19 protein-coding genes are annotated in these 18910 nt (G+C 38.6%); 4 read left to right on the forward strand and 15 right to left on the reverse strand.

All coding sequences use genetic code 11. The features are described from left to right. Nucleotides 1–7: 7 nt before the first annotated feature. The 3 genes from ABIB30_RS16755 to ABIB30_RS16765 form a co-directional block, all read right to left on the reverse strand. Nucleotides 8–1423 carry a TolC family protein gene (locus ABIB30_RS16755; protein WP_354303954.1) on the reverse strand — a complete coding sequence of 472 codons (1416 nt, stop codon included), beginning with the start codon at nucleotides 1421–1423 and terminating at the stop codon, nucleotides 8–10. A gap of 73 nt (nucleotides 1424–1496) precedes the next feature. Beyond that, nucleotides 1497–1940, reverse strand: coding sequence for an acyl-CoA thioesterase (locus ABIB30_RS16760; RefSeq protein ID WP_354303955.1), 444 nt, complete (start codon nucleotides 1938–1940; stop codon nucleotides 1497–1499). Between the two features lie 66 nt (nucleotides 1941–2006). Further along, nucleotides 2007–2558: a Crp/Fnr family transcriptional regulator gene (locus ABIB30_RS16765; RefSeq protein WP_354303957.1), complete on the reverse strand. Its 552-nt coding sequence runs from the start codon at nucleotides 2556–2558 to the stop codon at nucleotides 2007–2009. Nucleotides 2559–2711: 153 nt separating this feature from the next. Here ABIB30_RS16765 and ABIB30_RS16770 point away from each other — a divergent pair, with 153 nt between their 5' ends. Further along, nucleotides 2712–3209 (forward strand): ankyrin repeat domain-containing protein, encoded by a 498-nt coding sequence (locus tag ABIB30_RS16770; RefSeq protein WP_354303959.1) that lies wholly within the window; start codon nucleotides 2712–2714, stop codon nucleotides 3207–3209. A gap of 79 nt (nucleotides 3210–3288) precedes the next feature. Here the strand turns inward: ABIB30_RS16770 and katE are convergent, their stop codons facing one another. Further along, nucleotides 3289–5436, reverse strand: a complete 2148-nt coding sequence (gene katE / locus ABIB30_RS16775) for a catalase HPII (protein WP_354303961.1) — start codon at nucleotides 5434–5436, stop codon at nucleotides 3289–3291. 224 nt (nucleotides 5437–5660) lie between these two features. Between katE and efp the strand changes: the two genes are divergently transcribed. Next, nucleotides 5661–6221 carry an elongation factor P gene (gene efp / locus ABIB30_RS16780; RefSeq protein ID WP_354303963.1) on the forward strand — a complete coding sequence of 187 codons (561 nt, stop codon included), beginning with the start codon at nucleotides 5661–5663 and terminating at the stop codon, nucleotides 6219–6221. A 74-nt stretch (nucleotides 6222–6295) separates the two neighbouring features. Here the strand turns inward: efp and ABIB30_RS16785 are convergent, their stop codons facing one another. From ABIB30_RS16785 to ABIB30_RS16830, 10 genes are all read right to left on the reverse strand, one after another. After that, nucleotides 6296–7234 carry a carbohydrate kinase family protein gene (locus ABIB30_RS16785; RefSeq protein ID WP_354303965.1) on the reverse strand — a complete coding sequence of 313 codons (939 nt, stop codon included), beginning with the start codon at nucleotides 7232–7234 and terminating at the stop codon, nucleotides 6296–6298. A 168-nt stretch (nucleotides 7235–7402) separates the two neighbouring features. Further along, entirely contained in the window at nucleotides 7403–8425 is a 1023-nt protein-coding gene (locus tag ABIB30_RS16790; protein ID WP_354303967.1) for a LacI family DNA-binding transcriptional regulator, read from the reverse strand. Nucleotides 8426–8737: 312 nt separating this feature from the next. Then, complete coding sequence (locus ABIB30_RS16795) at nucleotides 8738–9439, reverse strand: toxin-antitoxin system YwqK family antitoxin (protein WP_354303969.1); 702 nt, start codon at nucleotides 9437–9439, stop codon at nucleotides 8738–8740. A 146-nt stretch (nucleotides 9440–9585) separates the two neighbouring features. Further along, on the reverse strand, nucleotides 9586–10155 hold the full coding sequence (locus ABIB30_RS16800) for a DUF6620 family protein (protein WP_354303971.1): 570 nt from the start codon (nucleotides 10153–10155) through the stop codon (nucleotides 9586–9588). Between the two features lie 12 nt (nucleotides 10156–10167). Further along, nucleotides 10168–11001, reverse strand: a complete 834-nt coding sequence (locus tag ABIB30_RS16805) for a hypothetical protein (protein ID WP_354303973.1) — start codon at nucleotides 10999–11001, stop codon at nucleotides 10168–10170. Between the two features lie 3 nt (nucleotides 11002–11004). Then, nucleotides 11005–11253, reverse strand: a complete 249-nt coding sequence (locus tag ABIB30_RS16810; protein ID WP_354303974.1) for a hypothetical protein — start codon at nucleotides 11251–11253, stop codon at nucleotides 11005–11007. A gap of 12 nt (nucleotides 11254–11265) precedes the next feature. After that, the gene (locus ABIB30_RS16815; protein WP_354303976.1) at nucleotides 11266–12207 is read right to left on the reverse strand and encodes an SPFH domain-containing protein; all 942 of its coding nucleotides are present in this window, start codon (nucleotides 12205–12207) and stop codon (nucleotides 11266–11268) included. Nucleotides 12208–12245: 38 nt separating this feature from the next. Next, nucleotides 12246–12578 (reverse strand): DUF4870 domain-containing protein, encoded by a 333-nt coding sequence (locus ABIB30_RS16820; RefSeq protein WP_354303978.1) that lies wholly within the window; start codon nucleotides 12576–12578, stop codon nucleotides 12246–12248. 98 nt (nucleotides 12579–12676) lie between these two features. Further along, complete coding sequence (locus ABIB30_RS16825) at nucleotides 12677–13414, reverse strand: LytR/AlgR family response regulator transcription factor (RefSeq protein ID WP_354303980.1); 738 nt, start codon at nucleotides 13412–13414, stop codon at nucleotides 12677–12679. Nucleotides 13415–13439: 25 nt separating this feature from the next. Next, nucleotides 13440–15455, reverse strand: a complete 2016-nt coding sequence (locus ABIB30_RS16830; RefSeq protein ID WP_354303982.1) for a sensor histidine kinase — start codon at nucleotides 15453–15455, stop codon at nucleotides 13440–13442. 176 nt (nucleotides 15456–15631) lie between these two features. Here ABIB30_RS16830 and ABIB30_RS16835 point away from each other — a divergent pair, with 176 nt between their 5' ends. Both ABIB30_RS16835 and ABIB30_RS16840 read left to right on the forward strand, forming a co-directional pair. Next, a complete protein-coding gene (locus ABIB30_RS16835) occupies nucleotides 15632–15991 on the forward strand; it encodes a DUF4180 domain-containing protein (RefSeq protein ID WP_354303983.1) in 360 nt (119 codons plus the stop codon). A 66-nt stretch (nucleotides 15992–16057) separates the two neighbouring features. Next, a complete protein-coding gene (locus ABIB30_RS16840; protein WP_354303985.1) occupies nucleotides 16058–17434 on the forward strand; it encodes an aspartate kinase in 1377 nt (458 codons plus the stop codon). A 67-nt stretch (nucleotides 17435–17501) separates the two neighbouring features. On the opposite strand, the gene ABIB30_RS16845 is transcribed toward ABIB30_RS16840, so the two are convergent. Then, nucleotides 17502–18905, reverse strand: a complete 1404-nt coding sequence (locus ABIB30_RS16845) for a RagB/SusD family nutrient uptake outer membrane protein (protein WP_354303987.1) — start codon at nucleotides 18903–18905, stop codon at nucleotides 17502–17504. Nucleotides 18906–18910 lie beyond the last annotated feature (5 nt).

An 18910-nucleotide genomic window follows, 5' to 3' on the forward strand; every position in this document is an offset into this window, starting at 1 on the left:
AGAATATTTAATTCTTTGATTTGAATTTGTCTATAGTCAGGTTTCCCGCAGCCTTATGTGCTTCGTCGGCAGCTCTTCTTTGATTGAATACAGTTTCTAAATAGCTTAGTTCAGCTTTTTCACTGTCGGTTATGGCAGTGATAAGATCGGCTGGTTTGATCAGTCCGGTCCTGAATTCTTTAGTAGCAATTTGCAAGGCGTCCAGAGATACGGCTTTTTCTTTATCTTTTGCAGCAATTTGTGCCGTAGCAATACTGTAATCAGTATTTGCTTTGATCAGACCGAGCGAGAGCAGTTCCTTTGCCTCTTCTTTTTTATTCCTGACTTGTTGTAATTCTATCTTTATTTTCCTGATTTCATGTTTACTTTCAAATCCATCAAAGATGTCCCATTTTACACCTACACCCGCAATAAACGTAGGGAATAATTCCAGTTTGTTCATCTGTAGTTTTACATCGCCGGTATTAGATCCTAATGTTCCCGCTTTATTCTGAAAAACCAGGTTGTTCAAACTCATATAAGATACGGAACCAAATGCTGCAGCGGTAGGTATCAAATGATTTCTTTTAGCTTTAAGCTGATAATTATAAGCTTTATCCTGAGCCTCCAATGCTGCAAATTCCGGACGGTTATTGACATCTTGATTTGGGACAACATTCAGGTAAGGCACCAAACTATTGTCAATGAATTGAAGGGTGTCAGTTCCGATCCCGGTCAGCTGTTCTAAACGTTTAAGGACCAGGTTTCTTTTGCCTTCGTATTCCACCAGTTTCGCTTGTAGTTGGGCGCGGGCTACTTCAATTTTTTTATGTTCATATTTAGTAATCAGCCCATAAGAAAGGGCTTTATCTGCTATCTTTGATTGTGCTTCCAGTTGTTTACCGCTATTGTCCAGTACTACTTTGCTCTGTTTTAATAGCGCAAGCATATCGTAGGTTTCACTTACTTTGCCGATAATTACCTGGCGGTCATTCTCTAAAATGACGGTCTGAGCTTTCATCTTTTCAGTGATTGCTTTTTTATAATTACCAATTTTAAACCCGTCAAAGAGTAATGCTTTTACGCTTACATTTGCCAGCCAGGTATTGTTGTGCATGTTGAAACTACCATCTAATGCCGGAATCGGAATATTTAAGATCGGAAAGGTGGAAGATGGTAAACTAGCGTTAACAATGCTGTTTAGATAGGCATAGCTTGCCATACTGCTTACACGTGGCAAATAGGCATCTGATAATGCTTGCCTGGAATCTTTGCTTTGTTCTACGTCAAGCTGTTTATTGGCTAGTTCAGCGTCTTTATTGACTGCACGCTGCATCAGTGTGGGTAAATCTGGTACTTGCTGGGCTTGCACCTGGTTTACTCGCAATAGCGAAATACACAGCACACCAATAAATACCAGTCTGTTTGGGTAATCGTTTCTCATAGGGCAATGAATTTCCCGCAATAGCTCTAATTTACATTTTATTTAGCCGATTCTGCGATGATACTAGTATAAACTAAAAACTATCGTTTAATGTTTTTTCTATTTTCGGTAACAGGTTAAAAGCATCCTGAGCAACCTGAGGTACAGGTCTTGCCAATTTTCGTAATTTTGTATCTATCCAGGAACCTTCAACAGTAAGAATAGCTCTCACCTTATTTTCCTGATCAGTAAATTCTTGTAAGATGGACCATTTTGAACCGTCTACACTCATCTTTTCGACTTTGATATTGATGTTGATCTGGTCTTCTGATTTGATTTCTCTGATAAATGTGCAGGACTCTTTGAAGATAACAGGGCCAAAATGCTGTTCTTGCATCACGGTCATTGTCAACCCAAGTTCGCCCAGAATTTCTAACCGGGATTGAGCAGCCAGGTCATAATAACTACTATGTCTGAGGTGAAAGTTGGGATCTAAATCGGCCCAGCGTAATGCTAATTTTTTTTGAAAATGTACCATGATCTCTACGGGTTATTTATAGCGACAAAGGTAACAGATAGTGCTTATCGAATATACTGACCTATGTTAGGAAATTATTTTACGGAGCCTGCTCAGGCTTTCGGGATGGATTCCCAGGTATCTGGCGATACGGTGAACAGGGATTTCTTTGATCATTTCGGGCCTGTATTTAATTAGCTCCAGATATCTTTGCTCTGCATTTTTAGTGAGCGCATCTTTTTCTTTCCGCACTCTTTTCATATAAAGCCCTTCGGTAGCGAGCCTGCCAAATTGATTAGCCAGCAGGGAGCTTTTATAGGCCTCATTTAACTGTGTATAGGGTACAATTTCCACGATACAATCTGTTAGACAGTAGAGATATACGTCTGATGTCTCTTGCGCTAAAAAGGAGGTATAAGAAGAAACCAGATCGTTAGAAAAACAGAAGTCAATGATTTTATTTCCGATTTCGGTTTCCATCCCGATTTCTATAATTCCTTCTTTCAGGAAGTAGATATTTCTTTCTATCTGCCCTATACTGGTCATGACAGATTTTTTGGAATACGCCGCAGTAACGGTAGGAAATGGCAAAGTTTCATCTGTACTCAGCATTTCAGCAATGTATTCATTCAATGTCATAGCTTGTTTTTCCTGGTGATCTTCAAAACTAATAATTTTCCGGCGAAGGGCCGCAATAAGGGAATCTTAAACGGTTTTGAGCTTTTTAATAAACCATTTCAGGATTCTGGTGTTCCTATTACTCATTAATACGGAACTTAATCAGATCAACAAATGGATAATCAAACCAATACGCTCATCAATGCTGCAAGAACGGGAGACCTGGAACAATTAAAAACATTACTGCAAGACAATCCCGATTTAAATGGTCAGGATGAAAAGGGATATTCTCCACTTATTATCGCAGCTTACAATAACAGGTATGAAGCTGTAAAATTATTGGTGGATGCCGGTGCTGACGTTAATGCGCAGGATTTTGGTGGAAATACGGCGTTAATGGGGGTCTCATTTAAGGGGTATCCTGATATTGCTGAGCTGTTGATTAGTAATGGGGCTGATCTGAATCTTCAACATGGAAATGGAGGAACTGCTTTGATGTTTGCAGCGATGTTCGGAAGGAATGAACTGGTGAGATTGCTGTTAAGTTATGGGGCGGATAAGAAAATATTGGATTCCAGAGGCTTATCTGTTTTTGATCTGGCAGCTCAGCAGGGAAATGAAGCTGGAATTGCGTTGCTGGAACAGGAAAATCTAAGTGGCAACGCGAATTGATTTCAAAAACTGCTTTTAGTCTATATTAAAAGGCGTGATCAATAATATTGATCACGCCTTTTTTATATTTCAAATAAAATTAAGCTGGTATTTTCCCTTTTTTTTCACGCTCCCAGAAACGGTGTTGTTGTATTGCTTTTTCAAAATCTTTAGCTGTTTTGTTAAGCAATAATCCTTCAACCGATTCCTTTTCATCTTTAACAGGAATGTTAGAAAGCAGAATGAACTCCACTCCTTCTCCATTAGCAGCGATAGCTTTGCAGTGTCGGAAAGCTTCTTCCACAAAGTGTACTGCATCTGCTTCGGCACTTAAGGCTTGGATTGATTTTTCACCACCGGGTACATACACCGCATCAAATAAAACAGATGCAGTAGTCAGGAAAGTAAAATCTACTTTAATTAATTTCCCTGAATCATCTTTAATATGTCCGTCGTGAGTCGCCACGATTTTCGGAACTGCTCCAGCTGCTTCCAGTACTTTTTTATAAGCATCGAACTGGTTCCCATTCACACCGTCAGTAGCGAGGATAGCTATTTTCCTGGTTTTAATAGTGTCTTTAGGCGTATCTTTCATACTCAGTGCTGCACTCGATTTCAACGTACTCTTTACAATTTCAGGTTCGTAACTTTGTTGATCAGCATCTGCAGGAACACCATGATTAACTGGTTTTTCCGGCCCTGATGGCACTTCCAGACCTAAGCCTTCTGCAACGCGTTTGGCAAGTGTAAGATCCACTTGCGTTAAAATACCCAACATACGTTTTCTAATATCTTCGATTTCCACTTTCCCAAGTTCAAATCTTAATGCATCAACGAGGTGATTCTTTTCTGTTTCGGACTGACTGTTATAGAAAAGTGTAGCCTGAGAAAAATGATCAAAGAAACTATCACTGCGTGCTCTGATTTTCTTCGCATCAATTCTTTCCTGATAAGAGCTGAAACCACCTTCTGAAACCTTGGCCTGCAATGGTGAATTATCATTGATACTGTTAGGCTGATAACTGGTGCGCCCGGTATTGATGGTTTGGCGCATGTGTCCGTCTCTTTGATTATTGTGTACTGGTGAAACTGGCCTGTTAATTGGAATCTCATGAAAATTCGGCCCTCCTAATCTTGAAAGCTGCGTATCGGTATAAGAAAACAGACGCCCTTGTAAAAGTGGGTCATTGGTAAAATCAATACCCGGAACCAGGTGACCAGGGTGAAAGGCAACTTGCTCTGTTTCCGCAAAAAAATTATCCGGATTCCTGTTCAGCGTCATTTTTCCGATTCTTTGTACGGGTACCAATTCTTCTGGAACTAATTTAGTTGGATCAAGTAAGTCAAATTCGAATTTATGTTCATCTTCTTCCGGAATTACCTGAATCCCTAATTCCCATTCAGGAAATGCGCCTGCTTCAATAGCTTCCCAAAGGTCACGTCTGTGAAAATCCGGATCATTTCCTGAGATCTTCAAAGCTTCATTCCAGATTACTGAATGTACGCCAAGCAGTGGTTTCCAGTGGAATTTAACAAAGTGCGATTTTCCTTCTTCATTAATCAGGCGGAAAGTATGTACACCAAATCCCTCCATCATTCTATAACTGCGTGGAATTGCACGGTCTGACATGAGCCACATAATCATATGGGAAGATTCTGGCATTAGTGAAATGAAATCCCAGAATGTATCATGCGCAGACGCTGCCTGTGGCATTTCATGGTGCGGCTCAGGTTTTACAGCATGGATAAGGTCTGGAAATTTGATCGCATCCTGAATAAAGAATACAGGCATATTGTTACCAACGAAATCATAAATACCTTCCTGCGTATAAAATTTAACAGAAAAACCCCTTACATCTCTGGCCAGGTCTGTAGAACCTCTGGAACCGGCAACAGTCGAAAATCGGACGAAAACCGGAGTTTGTATAGTCGTATCGTTTAAAAACCCGGCTTTTGTATATTCTGCCTGAGATTTATACAATTCAAATACCCCATGTGCGCCCGATCCTCTAGCATGTACAATACGCTCAGGGATTCTTTCATGGTCAAAATGAGTGATCTTTTCTCTGAGAATAAAATCTTCCAGCAGTGTCGCCCCACGCTCACCTGCTTTCAATGAATTTTGGTCATCGTTGATTTTTAATCCCTGATTAGTGGTCAGCAATTGACCTGATCCATCTTCCCTATTGGATTGAAGGTCTTCATTCTTTGAAATTACTTTCGATGGAGATACTGCTGGTTTTTTCATAATTCGATATTTTATCTTTAGTAGTTACACCCTTTTAAGGATAAGAGTCAGCTCATTTCTAGCTGATTCGCAACCAGAACAAACCGTTTTATGAAATGTTTTAAATTAAAATATACTATTAAATGCGGCTTTTGTAAGTAAGAAAGGATAAGATGTTATGAATTGAACTATAAATACACAAAAAAAGCACATATATTTGAACTCAAATTTTACAACTATATTTTATGGCAAAGGCATCCGAAATCAAAGTAGGAAATATTTTACGTTTCAACGGCGAATTGGTAACAGTTACAGAAATCCTGCATCGTACACCAGGTAAAGGTGGAGCTTTCTACTTAGGAAAGTTTCGTAATATTAAAACCGGGAAAATTGTAGAGGCCCGTTTAGCAACTGACGAGCAGGTTGAAATTTGCCGTGTAGAAACTAGTGATTTCCAATATTTATATGAAGAAGGTGACTACTTTGTAGTGATGGATAACGTTACTTTTGAGCAGTTCAGTGTGGCTAAAGCATTGTTCGGCCCAGCTGCGAAGTTTATCAAAGAAGGAATGGATGTTATCGTTTCATTTGAAAGTGAAGAACCCATCATGGCCCAGGCACCAAACTTTGTTGAATTGGTAATTACTTACGCTGAACCAGCTGTTAAAGGAGATACATCTTCTGGTGCATTAAAATATGCAACTACAGAAATTGGCTTTGAAATCAAAGTTCCTTTATTTGTAAACGAAGGTGATAAAGTGAAAATCGACACACGTACAGGTGAATACGTTGAACGTGTAAAATAAGGTAATTGCGCCATCCAGATGGCTTATTATATTCTTTTTAATAAAAAAGCAGCTTATAGGGCTGCTTTTTTATGTTATGCAGGATTTGCCCGGCGGTCAACACTCCATTCCTTTTTATAAGTTCTGATAAATTTATTTACATCTGCCATTTTGTAAGGTGGACATGCTCCAGCTTTTGTTGTGATAAAAGCACTGAGTCCAACTGCAAAATCTAAAGTATCGTTAATGTATTCGTTTGATAGTTTCATAGCCAGTAATCCTGCCAGGAAAGAATCTCCGCTACCAACAGTATCGGCTACCTCAATTGCATATGCCGACCAGTGATGTTCAGTCTGATCTCCATAGTAAGAAGCTCCTTTACTACCTTTTGTGACTACAATCTCAGGAATACTAAATTTGTTTCTAAGGAGCTCTATGCGCGCAGTTTCTGTTTGACAATCCTGGCTGAACCAGTCACTGATAATGGTTAGTTCTTCCAGATTTAACTTAAGTAAATCCGTTTGATGCAGCAGCGTCGAAATATATTCCGGTTCATAATCGGGTGCACGCAGGTTAACATCCATCACTTTATAAGATGCCAGTGCTAATAATTGTGCCAGCGTCGCTCTGCTGGTTTCGCAACGACCAGACAGGCTTCCATAAACGATTGCATCTGCTTGTGCAACCAAACGGATATGTGAGTTTTCAAATGCGATATAATCCCAGGCAACTGGTTTCACAATCTCATAACGAACTTCATTGTCCTGATCGGTAGTGACTTCAACAGTGGAGGTTTTATGTTCCTGATCCAACTGAACAAATGTAGTATCTACATTCGAATCTTTCATGACCTGCATGAGTTCTGTTCCATTCTGATCAGGACCAACTCTACTGATTAAATGACTGTTCACGCCCAGGGTCTTTAAATGATAAGCTACATTCATGACCGCACCACCGGGCTTTTTACCAGACGGAAAGTTATCCCACAATACTTCCCCAAAACATACTACCTGAAGACTATTTTTCCTGCTCATATCTTGTTAATATTGATCAATTATACTGATTACTTTTGCAACATCTTCTTTAAACTGCTTAATTTTCATATTGGATTTATTTGGTTAACATCAGGTTTTATTTATTAGTTTAATTTAATCGATTAAATAAAATTAGACCATTTTAAACATCAAGTTATCAACTTGTTATTAAATATACTTTTGAGATGATTTTTGAATGATCAGTTCTGCTTCGAGTGTAATATTATTTGTACTCCGCTCCTGATTTCCGATACTTTCAATTAATAGTTTAACTGCTGCCTGGCCTAATTTGGCAAGTGGTTGCCGGATATAAGTAACCGGACAATAAAATAAATTGTAGGCATTCGACTCGTCAAAACATACGATAGCCAAATCTTCGGGAATACGGATATTCAAACTCCGGATATGAATCAATCCTTCAATCGCTAAATTATTGTTGCCAAAAAAGATTGCCTGAATTGGTTCCGGCTGGTTTAAAAGTTCATTGATAGCCTGATGAACTTCTTCAATCATATTTTTTTCGTCTACTTCTTTAAGGTTTTTTCCTTCATCTTTCTGACCAGCCTGAATGAGTGCTGCTTTATATCCTCTGGAACGCTCTGCCAGGTGCAAAAGATCTGCCTTTAAATTGAGCATCCCGATTTCACTGAACCCTTGTTCCAATAAATGATTGGTAGCCTCAGCCGAGGCTTGAAAATTATTGATAGTTACAGTATTCACCTGCAACTCCGGAAAATAGCGATCGATCAGAACAAATGGAATATCCTGTTTTTTAAGCGCGCTTAAAAGCTCTTCTGAGCCTTCGGGGGCAGCGAGAATAAAGCCATCTACACGCCTGCTCATCAAAGTCCGGATCAGGTCTTCTGATTTGTCAGCACTTTCATCAGCACTTCCAAAAATCACTGTGTATTCATGTCTTTTTGCTTCATCTTCAATAATCCTGGCCAGGCTCGCAGAAAAAGGATTTGAAATATCAGCAAGAATTAAACCGATAGTCAGCGTTTTATTGATCTTTAAACTTTTAGCTACATGGTTAGGCCGGTAACCAAGTTCTTCTGCCAGGCTTTTAATCTTTTGCGCAGTATCTTTATTGATTCTGTCTTTTAATTGGCCGTTAAGAACATAGGATACCAATGCTGTTGAAACGCCCAATCGCTGGGCAATATCTTTCATTGAAATGTTCTTTTTCATCCGTATATATTCGTTTTTTTTCGAAGTATTTATTTAAAATACTGGTTTGTGACTGCTAATATTCTATTTAAACGTTTAAATCGCAAATTATTTAACATATATTTTTGTCAAACCGGCGCATAATTTAGACAGTTACAGGCCTATAATCGACCTTTATTACTCAATAAATTGATATTTTAGCATCATAATACATCTTTTCACCTACTAAAACACCCTATCGTATTTTCAATACAATAGGGTGCAAATGACTTATTTTCAGCATTAATTGTTTAACCGTTTAAACTAAACTTGAATTGTTGAATAAACGGCCGATCAGATCTGCTTATTCTCCTGTTCCTGACCGTCAACGAAAAAACGCGTAGCAGAAACCCTCATTGGATTAAATTCAAATTCGATCATGGTCCCGTTATTGGGATTGCCATTTAAATCAAAAATCAGCTCCCCTAAAAGTTTTCCATCAGCGCCATAATACTTAGCAGAACCTTCGCTTAAAAAAGACTCCTGACGCATCCCTTTCGGATTACCATCATAAATAATCTGTTTAACACGTTCGTCTTTTTCAAAGATGGTGATCAGATCATATACGGAAGGAACACCTTCTATCTCCGTCCCTTTATAAGTATAAAGTGTAGCCGTTTGCTCCTCTCCGTCTTTGTATATTGCATCTTGCCGCATTCTTCCGTCTTCAAAGAATGTTTTCACCGAGCCATTTAAAACTCCATTTTTAAATACAGATGTTCCGCTGATTTTACCGTTCTCCCCGTAATATTTGACTTCTCCTTCAAATTTCTCTTCGGTTTTAGATAAAGAGTAACCTACAAATTGAGGCTTTCCAGATTTGTAATAATCCTTGAAAAGATATTTTCCATTTACAGCTTTTGGCTCTGGCCTGTAATAGACCATATCTTCTTTGGCTACTGGCTTCCAATCTTCATCAAAATATTGTGTTTTTACCTGTGCAAAGGTAGTAGTGAACGCAAATAGCAAAGCGAGCAAAATAGTATTCTTTTTCATCTGACAGCGATTTAATTGACCTTGCAAATTTATAAAAATAATATGGTGTATTTAAAGAATTGATGCATTCAAACCATTCCTTAAATACACCACGAAGCTTTAAAACCAGCCAGACCTACTAAACAATTCTGGTTTATTTAATGCCTTTAGAAATCAATATCATCCGCTACATTCCCTCCCTGAGCATCAGCAAATTGTTGCTCATATTTTTTTCTGTAACCTGCTTGTGTTTCATTATATCCTTCGTAATCGGCCTGAATATCCTGATGAATCTGCTCACTCCACTTCGCGGCCGCAATCTGAAAATCTCCAATGGAAATACCATACTGATCAGCGATCCACTGTGCCCCATCATGCCCATAATCATAAGCTACCTGTCTGGCCACTTCCAATTCCTGGTAAAAGTCTTTGTCAGCTTTAATCTTCTCTATATTTCCCGATCCCCCGGCAGAAGGTTCTGGTTTTAAGTTTCCAAGTTTTGGATGCTGATCTGCAACACCGAAGTACTGGCCAAAAAGCGTTACAATATGATAAGTGGAATCTTGTTTCATCCTTTCCGGCCAAAGCAGATTGGCTTCTTCCCATACAGGTAATTCTACTCCTAAAGCTTTTGCGATAGCAGTTTCACTTAAACCGCTGCCTATTTTCGCGCACGCTGCACTGTAATCTTCTAAAGTAATACCGTGAACAGGTGCTAATAATGGATTCTCTGACATATGATTTTTTATTTAATAATGGTGAATTGAATTCAAATGATCTTGTAACATTCGTTGATAAAACTTTTCATTTTCTACTGCCATGCCCGGTACAATCTTATTCCATTCATCGAACATAGCACGTAGATATTGCTGATATAAAGTCTTGTTTTGAGGTTTGCTTTCTTCATAACGTTTAAGCAAATGCGCAGTACGCTGCTCTGCAAGGCTGCGTGCCCGTTGCAATACCATTTGTGCGCCAGTAGAAGGCGTGAAAGTATTCTGCGTCTGGCAGTATGGACAAGTGATGTAAGTAGCAATGAAAAATAGCTTTGGAATGGTGAGCTGGCCACCGCATTGTTTACAATTGAATTTATCCCGGATACTTTCAAATGCTTCCATTTCTTGCTGATAAGCAGTTTCCAGATCCTGCTCGCCCGCAGCCTGTCCTAGTAAAACATTATAATGCGCGATTTTATCTTCAAAAATCTGATGCCTGTTGATGCAGTCTATCCTGAAAGCCATCAACTTATCGTGGTATTCCCGGCCAGAAAAGGAAATAAAATCGGGAAGCCCGGTTTTGACTACATCTATAAAATGGGTTATCTTTTCTTCTCTTACTGCGTTAGCTTTATTCCGCATCTGATTAATTTGTCCGCGTATGCCAAGCAGCATGTGGCCATGTGCACGCTTGTAAGGGTCTTTATCCTGGTTAAAAACCTCCCTGATCTCCTGTATTGCTGAACTGCATAATTCATCCATACGTTCCTCTAGTTTATCCAGAAAAGCGAACCATTTTTCCTTTGTTTGACTGATAGTTTCAAGCAGTTCCGGATTATTATATTTTTTATCGAACAGACCAAACATCGGCTATGAGTTATTTTCTTTTTTGATATACAGACCAGAAGTAAGCTTGATATCCATAAATTTAAAACCGCAATAAGCGCAGGCCGTAAGTCCCTTTTGAAAAGCGCGGCCTGCACCACATTCCGGACAATCATGAATTTCCATTTTAGCCTCTTCCGCTTTGAACTCCCCGCCATAATTCTCTTGATTGACCGCCCGCTGTTTCAACTTCCCGAGGTAGGATAATGTCTTATTTTTTCCGTCTTCGCCCATCTCCGCAATTCCTTATAATAAGTTGAGTAACTCTTCTTTTTTAGCCAAATACTCCGCCTCTGTAATCAACTGGGCTTCAAAAAGATCTTTTAATTTTTTAAGCCTGGATGTTATATCTTCCGCAGGCTGTGAAACGACAGGATTTACCTGGTTCATAAGCATTCCCATGGCCACTGCATTCCGGGCACCTTCGCCCATAGCAGAATTCTCTTTGTCCATTGCACTTGCCACACTAAACTGAGCATATTTATTCATATCCGTTACCATATTCATACCGGTAACCTGGTCATAGTGTTTAAGCACTTCTTCGGGTAAAGTAACACTGGTAATTGTGAATTGAGTGGCCTCCAGCCCCAGCTCGGTAAAGTATAACTGAATAACTGGCTGTATTTTCTTATTTAATTCAGAAATATTTCCTGCGGCATCCAATACGGATATATTTGCCTTTGCAAGTACCTCTGCAAATTTGGGGGCAATAAAATCCCGGAGCTGCAATTCCAGTTCGGCAATGGTCAGCCTGGGATAAGTGCCGGCATACACTTTAAAGAATTTCACGACATCTGCGATCCGGATGTTATAGGTACCAAAGGAACGGATTCTCACCTGTCCAAACCCCGGATCCCTCATCAGTACAGGCGCCGGAGTGCCCCACTTAAGATTAACGAATTGATGCGTATTGAAAAAATAAACATCAACTTTAAAAGGACTCTCGAATCCGTATTTCCAGCCTTTAAGCCGTGTAAGTATAGGAATATTTTCTGTTTTCAGATTGTGTTTTCCAGCTGTAAAGGTGTCTGCAAGCTGTCCTTCATTGAGCAGAATTGCAGTCTGACTTTCTCTTACAAGAAGAACGGCACCATTCTTAATTTCTTTATCTCCGTCTGCAAATTTCCACATCAGTAAATTTGGGTCTGGAGTAACGGATTCTATGATCTCTATAAAGGGAATTATCATTTTTCAGGGGTTTTACAGCTGATGAAACAGGGTTTGAATTAAGAATTGAAATTGAATTTCCCTTCAAATAACTTTCCGAATACAGGGACTGGTTTCCTTTGTTCATTCATCGCATTCATGATACCAAAAACCCAGAGAATAACGATAACATAGCCCAAAACAGAGAGTATTGATGCCAGCGAGGGGATCAGCATCGCAACACTTATCAGGGCAATATTTAACGCCACCGAGATTATAAAAATCCCAAGCCCCTGCTCCAGGTGGTAACCAACCAACGTGTCTTTAACGGTTTCCTTTTTATAAGAAAAATAAGAAATCAGCCATCCGATAATTGTAATATAGGATAGGATTGAAAGTGTTTTACTGCTCATCTTCGTATTAATTTTAAGATGAATGTAAAACGATAATCAATACTTTTATCCGGGAATTTGTATACGCAGGGTTTGGCTTTGTATCCGAAGCTTTATTGCTATAATCTGATTAACCTTAGAAATTCATCTTTTTTACGCTGCGCAACAGGAAGTTCTGTTTTATCTTTCAGGATAACGACACCGTCTTTTAAATAGGTAGCTACAAAAGATAGATTGACCAGATAAGATTGATGGATTCTAAAGAAATCAGGAAGGGTGAGCTGGTCTTCGTAACTCTTTAATGGTTTTGATACAATTATTGCACTGCCGTTACTCAGATTAAACGTGGTATAAGAACCCGAAGTCTGGCAATAAATAATATCATTTAATGAAACCAGGTGAAGACCTTCTTGTGTAGCTAGTGAAATTCTGCCAGTTGATGATTTACCCAGGCTATTTTGTAAAGTAGCTAACTGTGTACTGGTTAAAAACTTCTGCTCTAAAAGGCCTATTTTTTCTATGGCGGCTCTCAGTTCTGACGGATCTACAGGCTTAAGCAAATAATCAATAGCACTACACTTAAAGGCACGTATAGCATAATTATGATAGGCAGTGGTAAATATAATATGGAACTTTTTAAAGGAGCATTGTTCTAATACTTCAAAACCACTTCCATCTTTTAACTGGATATCCATAAAGACCAGATCGGGCTGCAATTCATCAATCAGCTCAACTGCAGTTTGAACACTTTCTGCGACTGCAATCACATTTACTTTTTCGGCAGCAACAAGTTGCAGCATTAAGAATAAAGCTTCACGCAGTTTATGTTCATCTTCTATAAGTATTGCTTTATACACTTACTATAATGGTTTATATAAAATATTATACTTTGATAAAAGGAATTTTAATGACTGCTGTTGTTCCTGCAATCACTCCCTGATTATCTTTAATTTCAGCAAGGCTAAAGCCATAGCTACTCCCTTCGCTGTTCAATCTTTCTTTTGTAATTGCAGTCCCCATTGATCGGTGTTCCTGTTTAGCTTCATTTTTCACCTTATTCGACAGGGAAAAATCGATCCCTATCCCATTATCAGTTAGGGTACATGAAATATACGTGTGATGCTCAGCAAGAGAAAATACAAGCTGAAGATTACCTCTTTTTGTCAACGGTAACGGCTTTAAGCCATGCTCAATCGAATTCTCTATAAAAGGTTGGATGAGCATTGGTGGAATGGAGATATCTGTGTCTATCCCCTGATTAATAATTGTATAGTCAAAACTATTATTTAAACGGAGCTGCTGCAATTCAATATAATTTTTCAACGTATCAATTTCATCTGTTAGCGGAATAAATTCTTTGGTGGTAAACTCTAAGATCTGACGCATTAGTTTAGAAAACTTCGCCAAATAAACAACAGCATTCCGGGTATCATTCTGTAAAATAAAGCTTTGAATATTACCCAATGCATTAAATACAAAATGCGGGTTTATTTGCGATTGTAGCAACCTTCGCTCTATAGAAAGTTTCTCTGACATTGCCGCAGCTGTTTCTAGTTTTTCTAATTGTAATTGCAGTTCAGCAGTTTTCTGCTTATCCCGGAAAATAGTTTCATTTTGTATATAATATTTTTGCCTGAAATAATAGGAACGAAACATAAATAACAGGCCAATTGCCAATAAGAAGGCTGTACCATAACCAAACCATTTATTACTACGCTGCAGCTTATTTTCTTTCTCTAAAGTCCTGATCATATTTGCTTTTTGAGAAGACTCAAAACGAACATCTGCATTTTGTAATGCTTTTGCAGTTGCCTCATTATATTCCAGGGCATTATATTTCACAAATCCAGTGTCATATAAGGCATAGCTTTTATAATCTTGCTGCAGGATAGCTAACTTCTTCAATGCAGCATAAAACATGGATAACGTGTAATAATCCTGATAAGGCATAGCTTCCTGATAAGCAATTCCTTCTTTAAATAACCGGCCAGCAGTTGCATATTCCTTCTTCTGAATATAATATTCGCCTTTCAGTCCCAAAGAATTGCGGTATACATTGCGGATATTATATTGCCTTGCAATAACCAATGCTTTATCCAGTTGTTGCAAGAATAAGAGTTCACTCCCTGGAAATGGATTTTCAAAGTAGAGCACAGCTAAATTAATATAGGGAACGGCCATATTTGATTTAGTGTGGATTTTATCAGGATGCTGTTCTATTTGACGGATCGTTTCTTTAAAATAATTTATAGCCGTATCGGCTGACAATAAGGGATTTTTTCTCTTTTCACCAATTAGAAAACTTCCATAAGAAAGGCGGACATAGAGCCTTTCATCTGCCGAATTCGTTTTTGCAGCTGCATTCACAGCTAAGGTCACATACTTCTTTTGCTTTGCTGCATCTTTATCTGCATAGAGATTTGAAATTTCACTGGCTACCCTGGCAATATTTGCATAATCATTGAGTTGCTTAAAGTTTTGATAAGCTAATATCAATTGATTTATTGCCTGATCTGTTTCGCTAAAAAAAGATTTCAATAGTCCCGTAGCCAGATATGCATAACCCATTGCACGGGGAGATTTTATTTGAGTCGCCAGGTAATAAGAACTATCAGCATAAAGCTGCGCATTATTGGTTTGAAACTTCTTTTTATAAAAGAGAGAGAGCAGCGCATAACTAATCGAAACATCTTCTTCTTTATTTTCTTTTTTCGCTATGGCCAAAGCCCTTTGCTGATAGGTTACTGATTTTGTGGTATCTGTAAATCGTAAGCTATAGCCCATATTTCTGAGCAAAGTGATGTCGGTATGATCCAGGGACTCACTCTTGCTTTTACAACTGAATAAAAAAACAAAGTAAGGAAACAATAAATACAGCAGTGTTTTTGAACAGGGCATAGTCTTGTTTTAATTCTTGGATACACATCTCTTATCTGTGAATTATTGACTGATAAGAAATAGTAAGGTAAACAAAATTATTAATCACTTAAACCAAAGTTCCAGATTCCTTATTTACCAGTTTTTTTTTACCTTACCTGCAAGCTGATCAACCAGAATGTTTTGGCTAAAAAACTATGAGTATAGAAATACACCAGTCTGATGCTTATAAAATAGCAGAAGTAAATTCAGAAGAAATCCTGATTAACAACTCAGAGGAAGGGCTCCAATTATTAGTTGATCTTTATTATCAGGATTTCGATAAAATTATTATCCATGAGAAAAACATTACACCCGATTTCTTTGACTTGAAAACAGGTATTGCGGGAGAGATCCTCCAAAAATTCTCTAACTATAGAGTAAGATTGGTGATTGTTGGTGAATTCACAAAATATCCTGGTCAGAGCATCAAAGACTTTATTTTTGAAAGCAATAAAGGTAAACAGATTAATTTCCTTGATTCTGTTGAACTGGGAGTAGAAAAACTATCAAAATAATCCTGTATTTTAGGCGGAAAACTAAACAAAAGAACCAGTAAGATCCTGGTATAATAAATATATTAGATGTTAACAGTAGAAAAAATTGGCGGCACTTCTATGAGTGCCTTGCAGGATGTCATTAAAAATATTGTTCTATTTGAACGTACAGGTGATCAGTTATATAACAGGATATTTGTAGTATCAGCTTTCTCAGGTGTCACAGATCTGTTGCTTGAAAACAAGAAAACAGGTGCTCCGGGTGTTTATCACCGCATTGCTAAACACCAGAATTTCCATCGCCCGCTTAAAGATTTAATTGTCAAATTAAAAGCTATTAATAAAAAATACGTGGATCTTGGATTAGATCTTACTGTTGCAGATCAGTTTATTGAAAATCATGTAAATCAGGCCCAGAAATATCTGGAGAATTTAGCAAATATTCTGGCTTCGGGTTACGTCAGTAAAGAAGGCATTTTGCAAGCAGCACGCGAAATATTAGCTTCTATTGGGGAGAGCCATTCGGCATTTAACTTCACCAATATTTTGCAGAACATGAACATCAATACAGCACTAGTTGACCTGAGTGGCTTTAATGACCACCGTGCTTTTACGATCGATCAGCGCATCAGGCATGCTTTTAAAGATATAGAGCTCAAAAAGACACTCTGTATTGTGACAGGTTATGCGAAGGGTACTGAGGGTATTATGCGTGAGTTTGACAGAGGTTATTCAGAGGTTACCTTTAGCAAAATTGCAGAGTTTTTAAAACCGGCAGAAGCTATTATCCATAAGGAGTATCATTTGTCTACTGCCGATCCTGCACTGGTAGGATTGGAAAATTGTACACCAGTCGGTTATACGAATTACGATATTGCCGATCAGCTGGCAGATGTAGGGATGGAGGCTATCCATCCAAAGGCTTCAAAACCATTGGAGGTAAGTGGTATTAATCTGCGGATTAAAAACACATTTGAGCCTTCACATCCAGGTACTTTGATCACCAGGGAATTTGTTTGTGAACATAAACGCGTAGAGGTCATTACCGGAACGGACAAGTTATTAATGATTGATGTCTACGACCCTTCGATGGTTGGAAATGTAGGGAGTGATTTACAGATTATGCAGGCATTTTATGACCATAAAGTAAGTTATACTTTTAAAGCAACCAGCGCAAATAGTATTTCTATTGTGATATGGGCGCGCGACTTTAATAAAAAACTGATCAATAAACTGGAAGATGATTTTGAGAAAGTTACCATAGAGAAAGTAGCGATGGTTTGCTTGCTGGGCACGAATATGGACCAGCCTGGCTTACTGGCTAAAAGCGCCAATGCATTAACCGAAAACGATATAAATATCAAAAGTGCAGGCTTTGCATTAAGAAAAGTAAATATCCAGTTTTTGATTGCACCTGAACAATTTAAACAAGCTATCATCGCATTGAATAAGGCGATGAAGTAAAATCTGGTGAAAACTGAAAAGGCCGCTTGAATACATTTATTCAAGCGGCCTTTTATATCGGCTAATTTTATTGTGTATAGCCTGGGTTTTGTGGGGCCAGATTAGGATTCACCCCTAAAGGAAACTGTGGAACAGGAAATAGGTTATGATATTCCCTCACATTGGTTGTCCCTTTAGCGGTTAATGTGGAAACCAGTTTGCCGGTACGGACCAAATCAAACCATCTGCTTCCTTCAAAAGCGAGTTCTAACCTGCGTTCTTGCAGAATTGCAATCCGAAGTCCATCTTGTGTTAAATTTTCAAGATCAGTCAAACCAGCTCTTTTTCTGATGCTATTGACCGCTTTATAGGCTGGATTACCGTTCGCAGGACTATTTAATTCATTATAGGCTTCTGCATAAGTGAGCACTACTTCTGCGTAACGCATTAAAGGAAAGTTATTATCACTTTGGTTCTCTGTTGTCGCATCTGCATCTATCCATTTATTCACGTAATATTTACCGTCTGTACCCTTAATAAAGAAAATAGCTTTACGTTTATCGGCAGCCGTATAACTATCATAAATATCTGTAGTAGGCTGGAATGATCCGAAACCTCTCCCTCCTACACTATTATTTTCCTGGGCGAAAAAGGCAATGAGATTTCCTCCTTGTCCACCTGGGCCACTTACAAACTGCGCGTCAAATATGGCCTCTTTTCCGAATTCGTTTTTAATGTCATAGACATCTGTATAATTGTCCCAAAGACCATAACCTGCACCAGCTAAAGTCATCACTTCATTTGCCTTATCGGCGGCCAGCTGGTATTGTTTTAAGGTCAGATATACACTGGCCAGAAAGGATTTTGCTGCACCACTGGTCGCTCTGCCACGATCCGCTCCACTATAAGATGCAGGCAATACATTTTCTACAGCGGTAAGGTCTGCAATAATCTGTTTATAAACGTCAGCTTTAGGGTCGCGTTTAGGATAAGTGAGCTGATCTAATGAACTGACCTCTGAGGTAACGACAGGCAGGTCTCCAAACAATCTCACCAGGTGATAGTAGTAAAATGCCCTCAAAAACTTAGCCTCAGCAACCAGCCTGGTACGCAATGCTTCTTCCATATTTATTCCGGGTATTTTATTGATAGAAGCATTTGCTCTGGTAATCCCGATATAAAAGTTATCCCAGGTTTCGCGTAAAATACCGTTTTGTGAGGTATGCACATAAGTATTCAGTTCAATTCTTGGTGCACTGTTATTTAACGGGAACATGTTATCCGTGGTTATTTCACCGAGGATAACATAGTTGCGCGTCACAAATCCGTTTAAACGGACTGGTGCATATACAGCTGTGATTGCGGAAAGTGCATCATTTTTAGTTTTATAAAAATTAACAGGTGAGATGAATGATTGTGGATTTTCATCTAGTTTTTTACAGGATGACAGCCATACCAGACTGAGGAGCAATATATATTTTAAACTTTTCATATGAT

Source organism: Pedobacter sp. UYP1, from assembly GCF_040547305.1.
GTDB lineage: Bacteria > Bacteroidota > Bacteroidia > Sphingobacteriales > Sphingobacteriaceae > Pedobacter.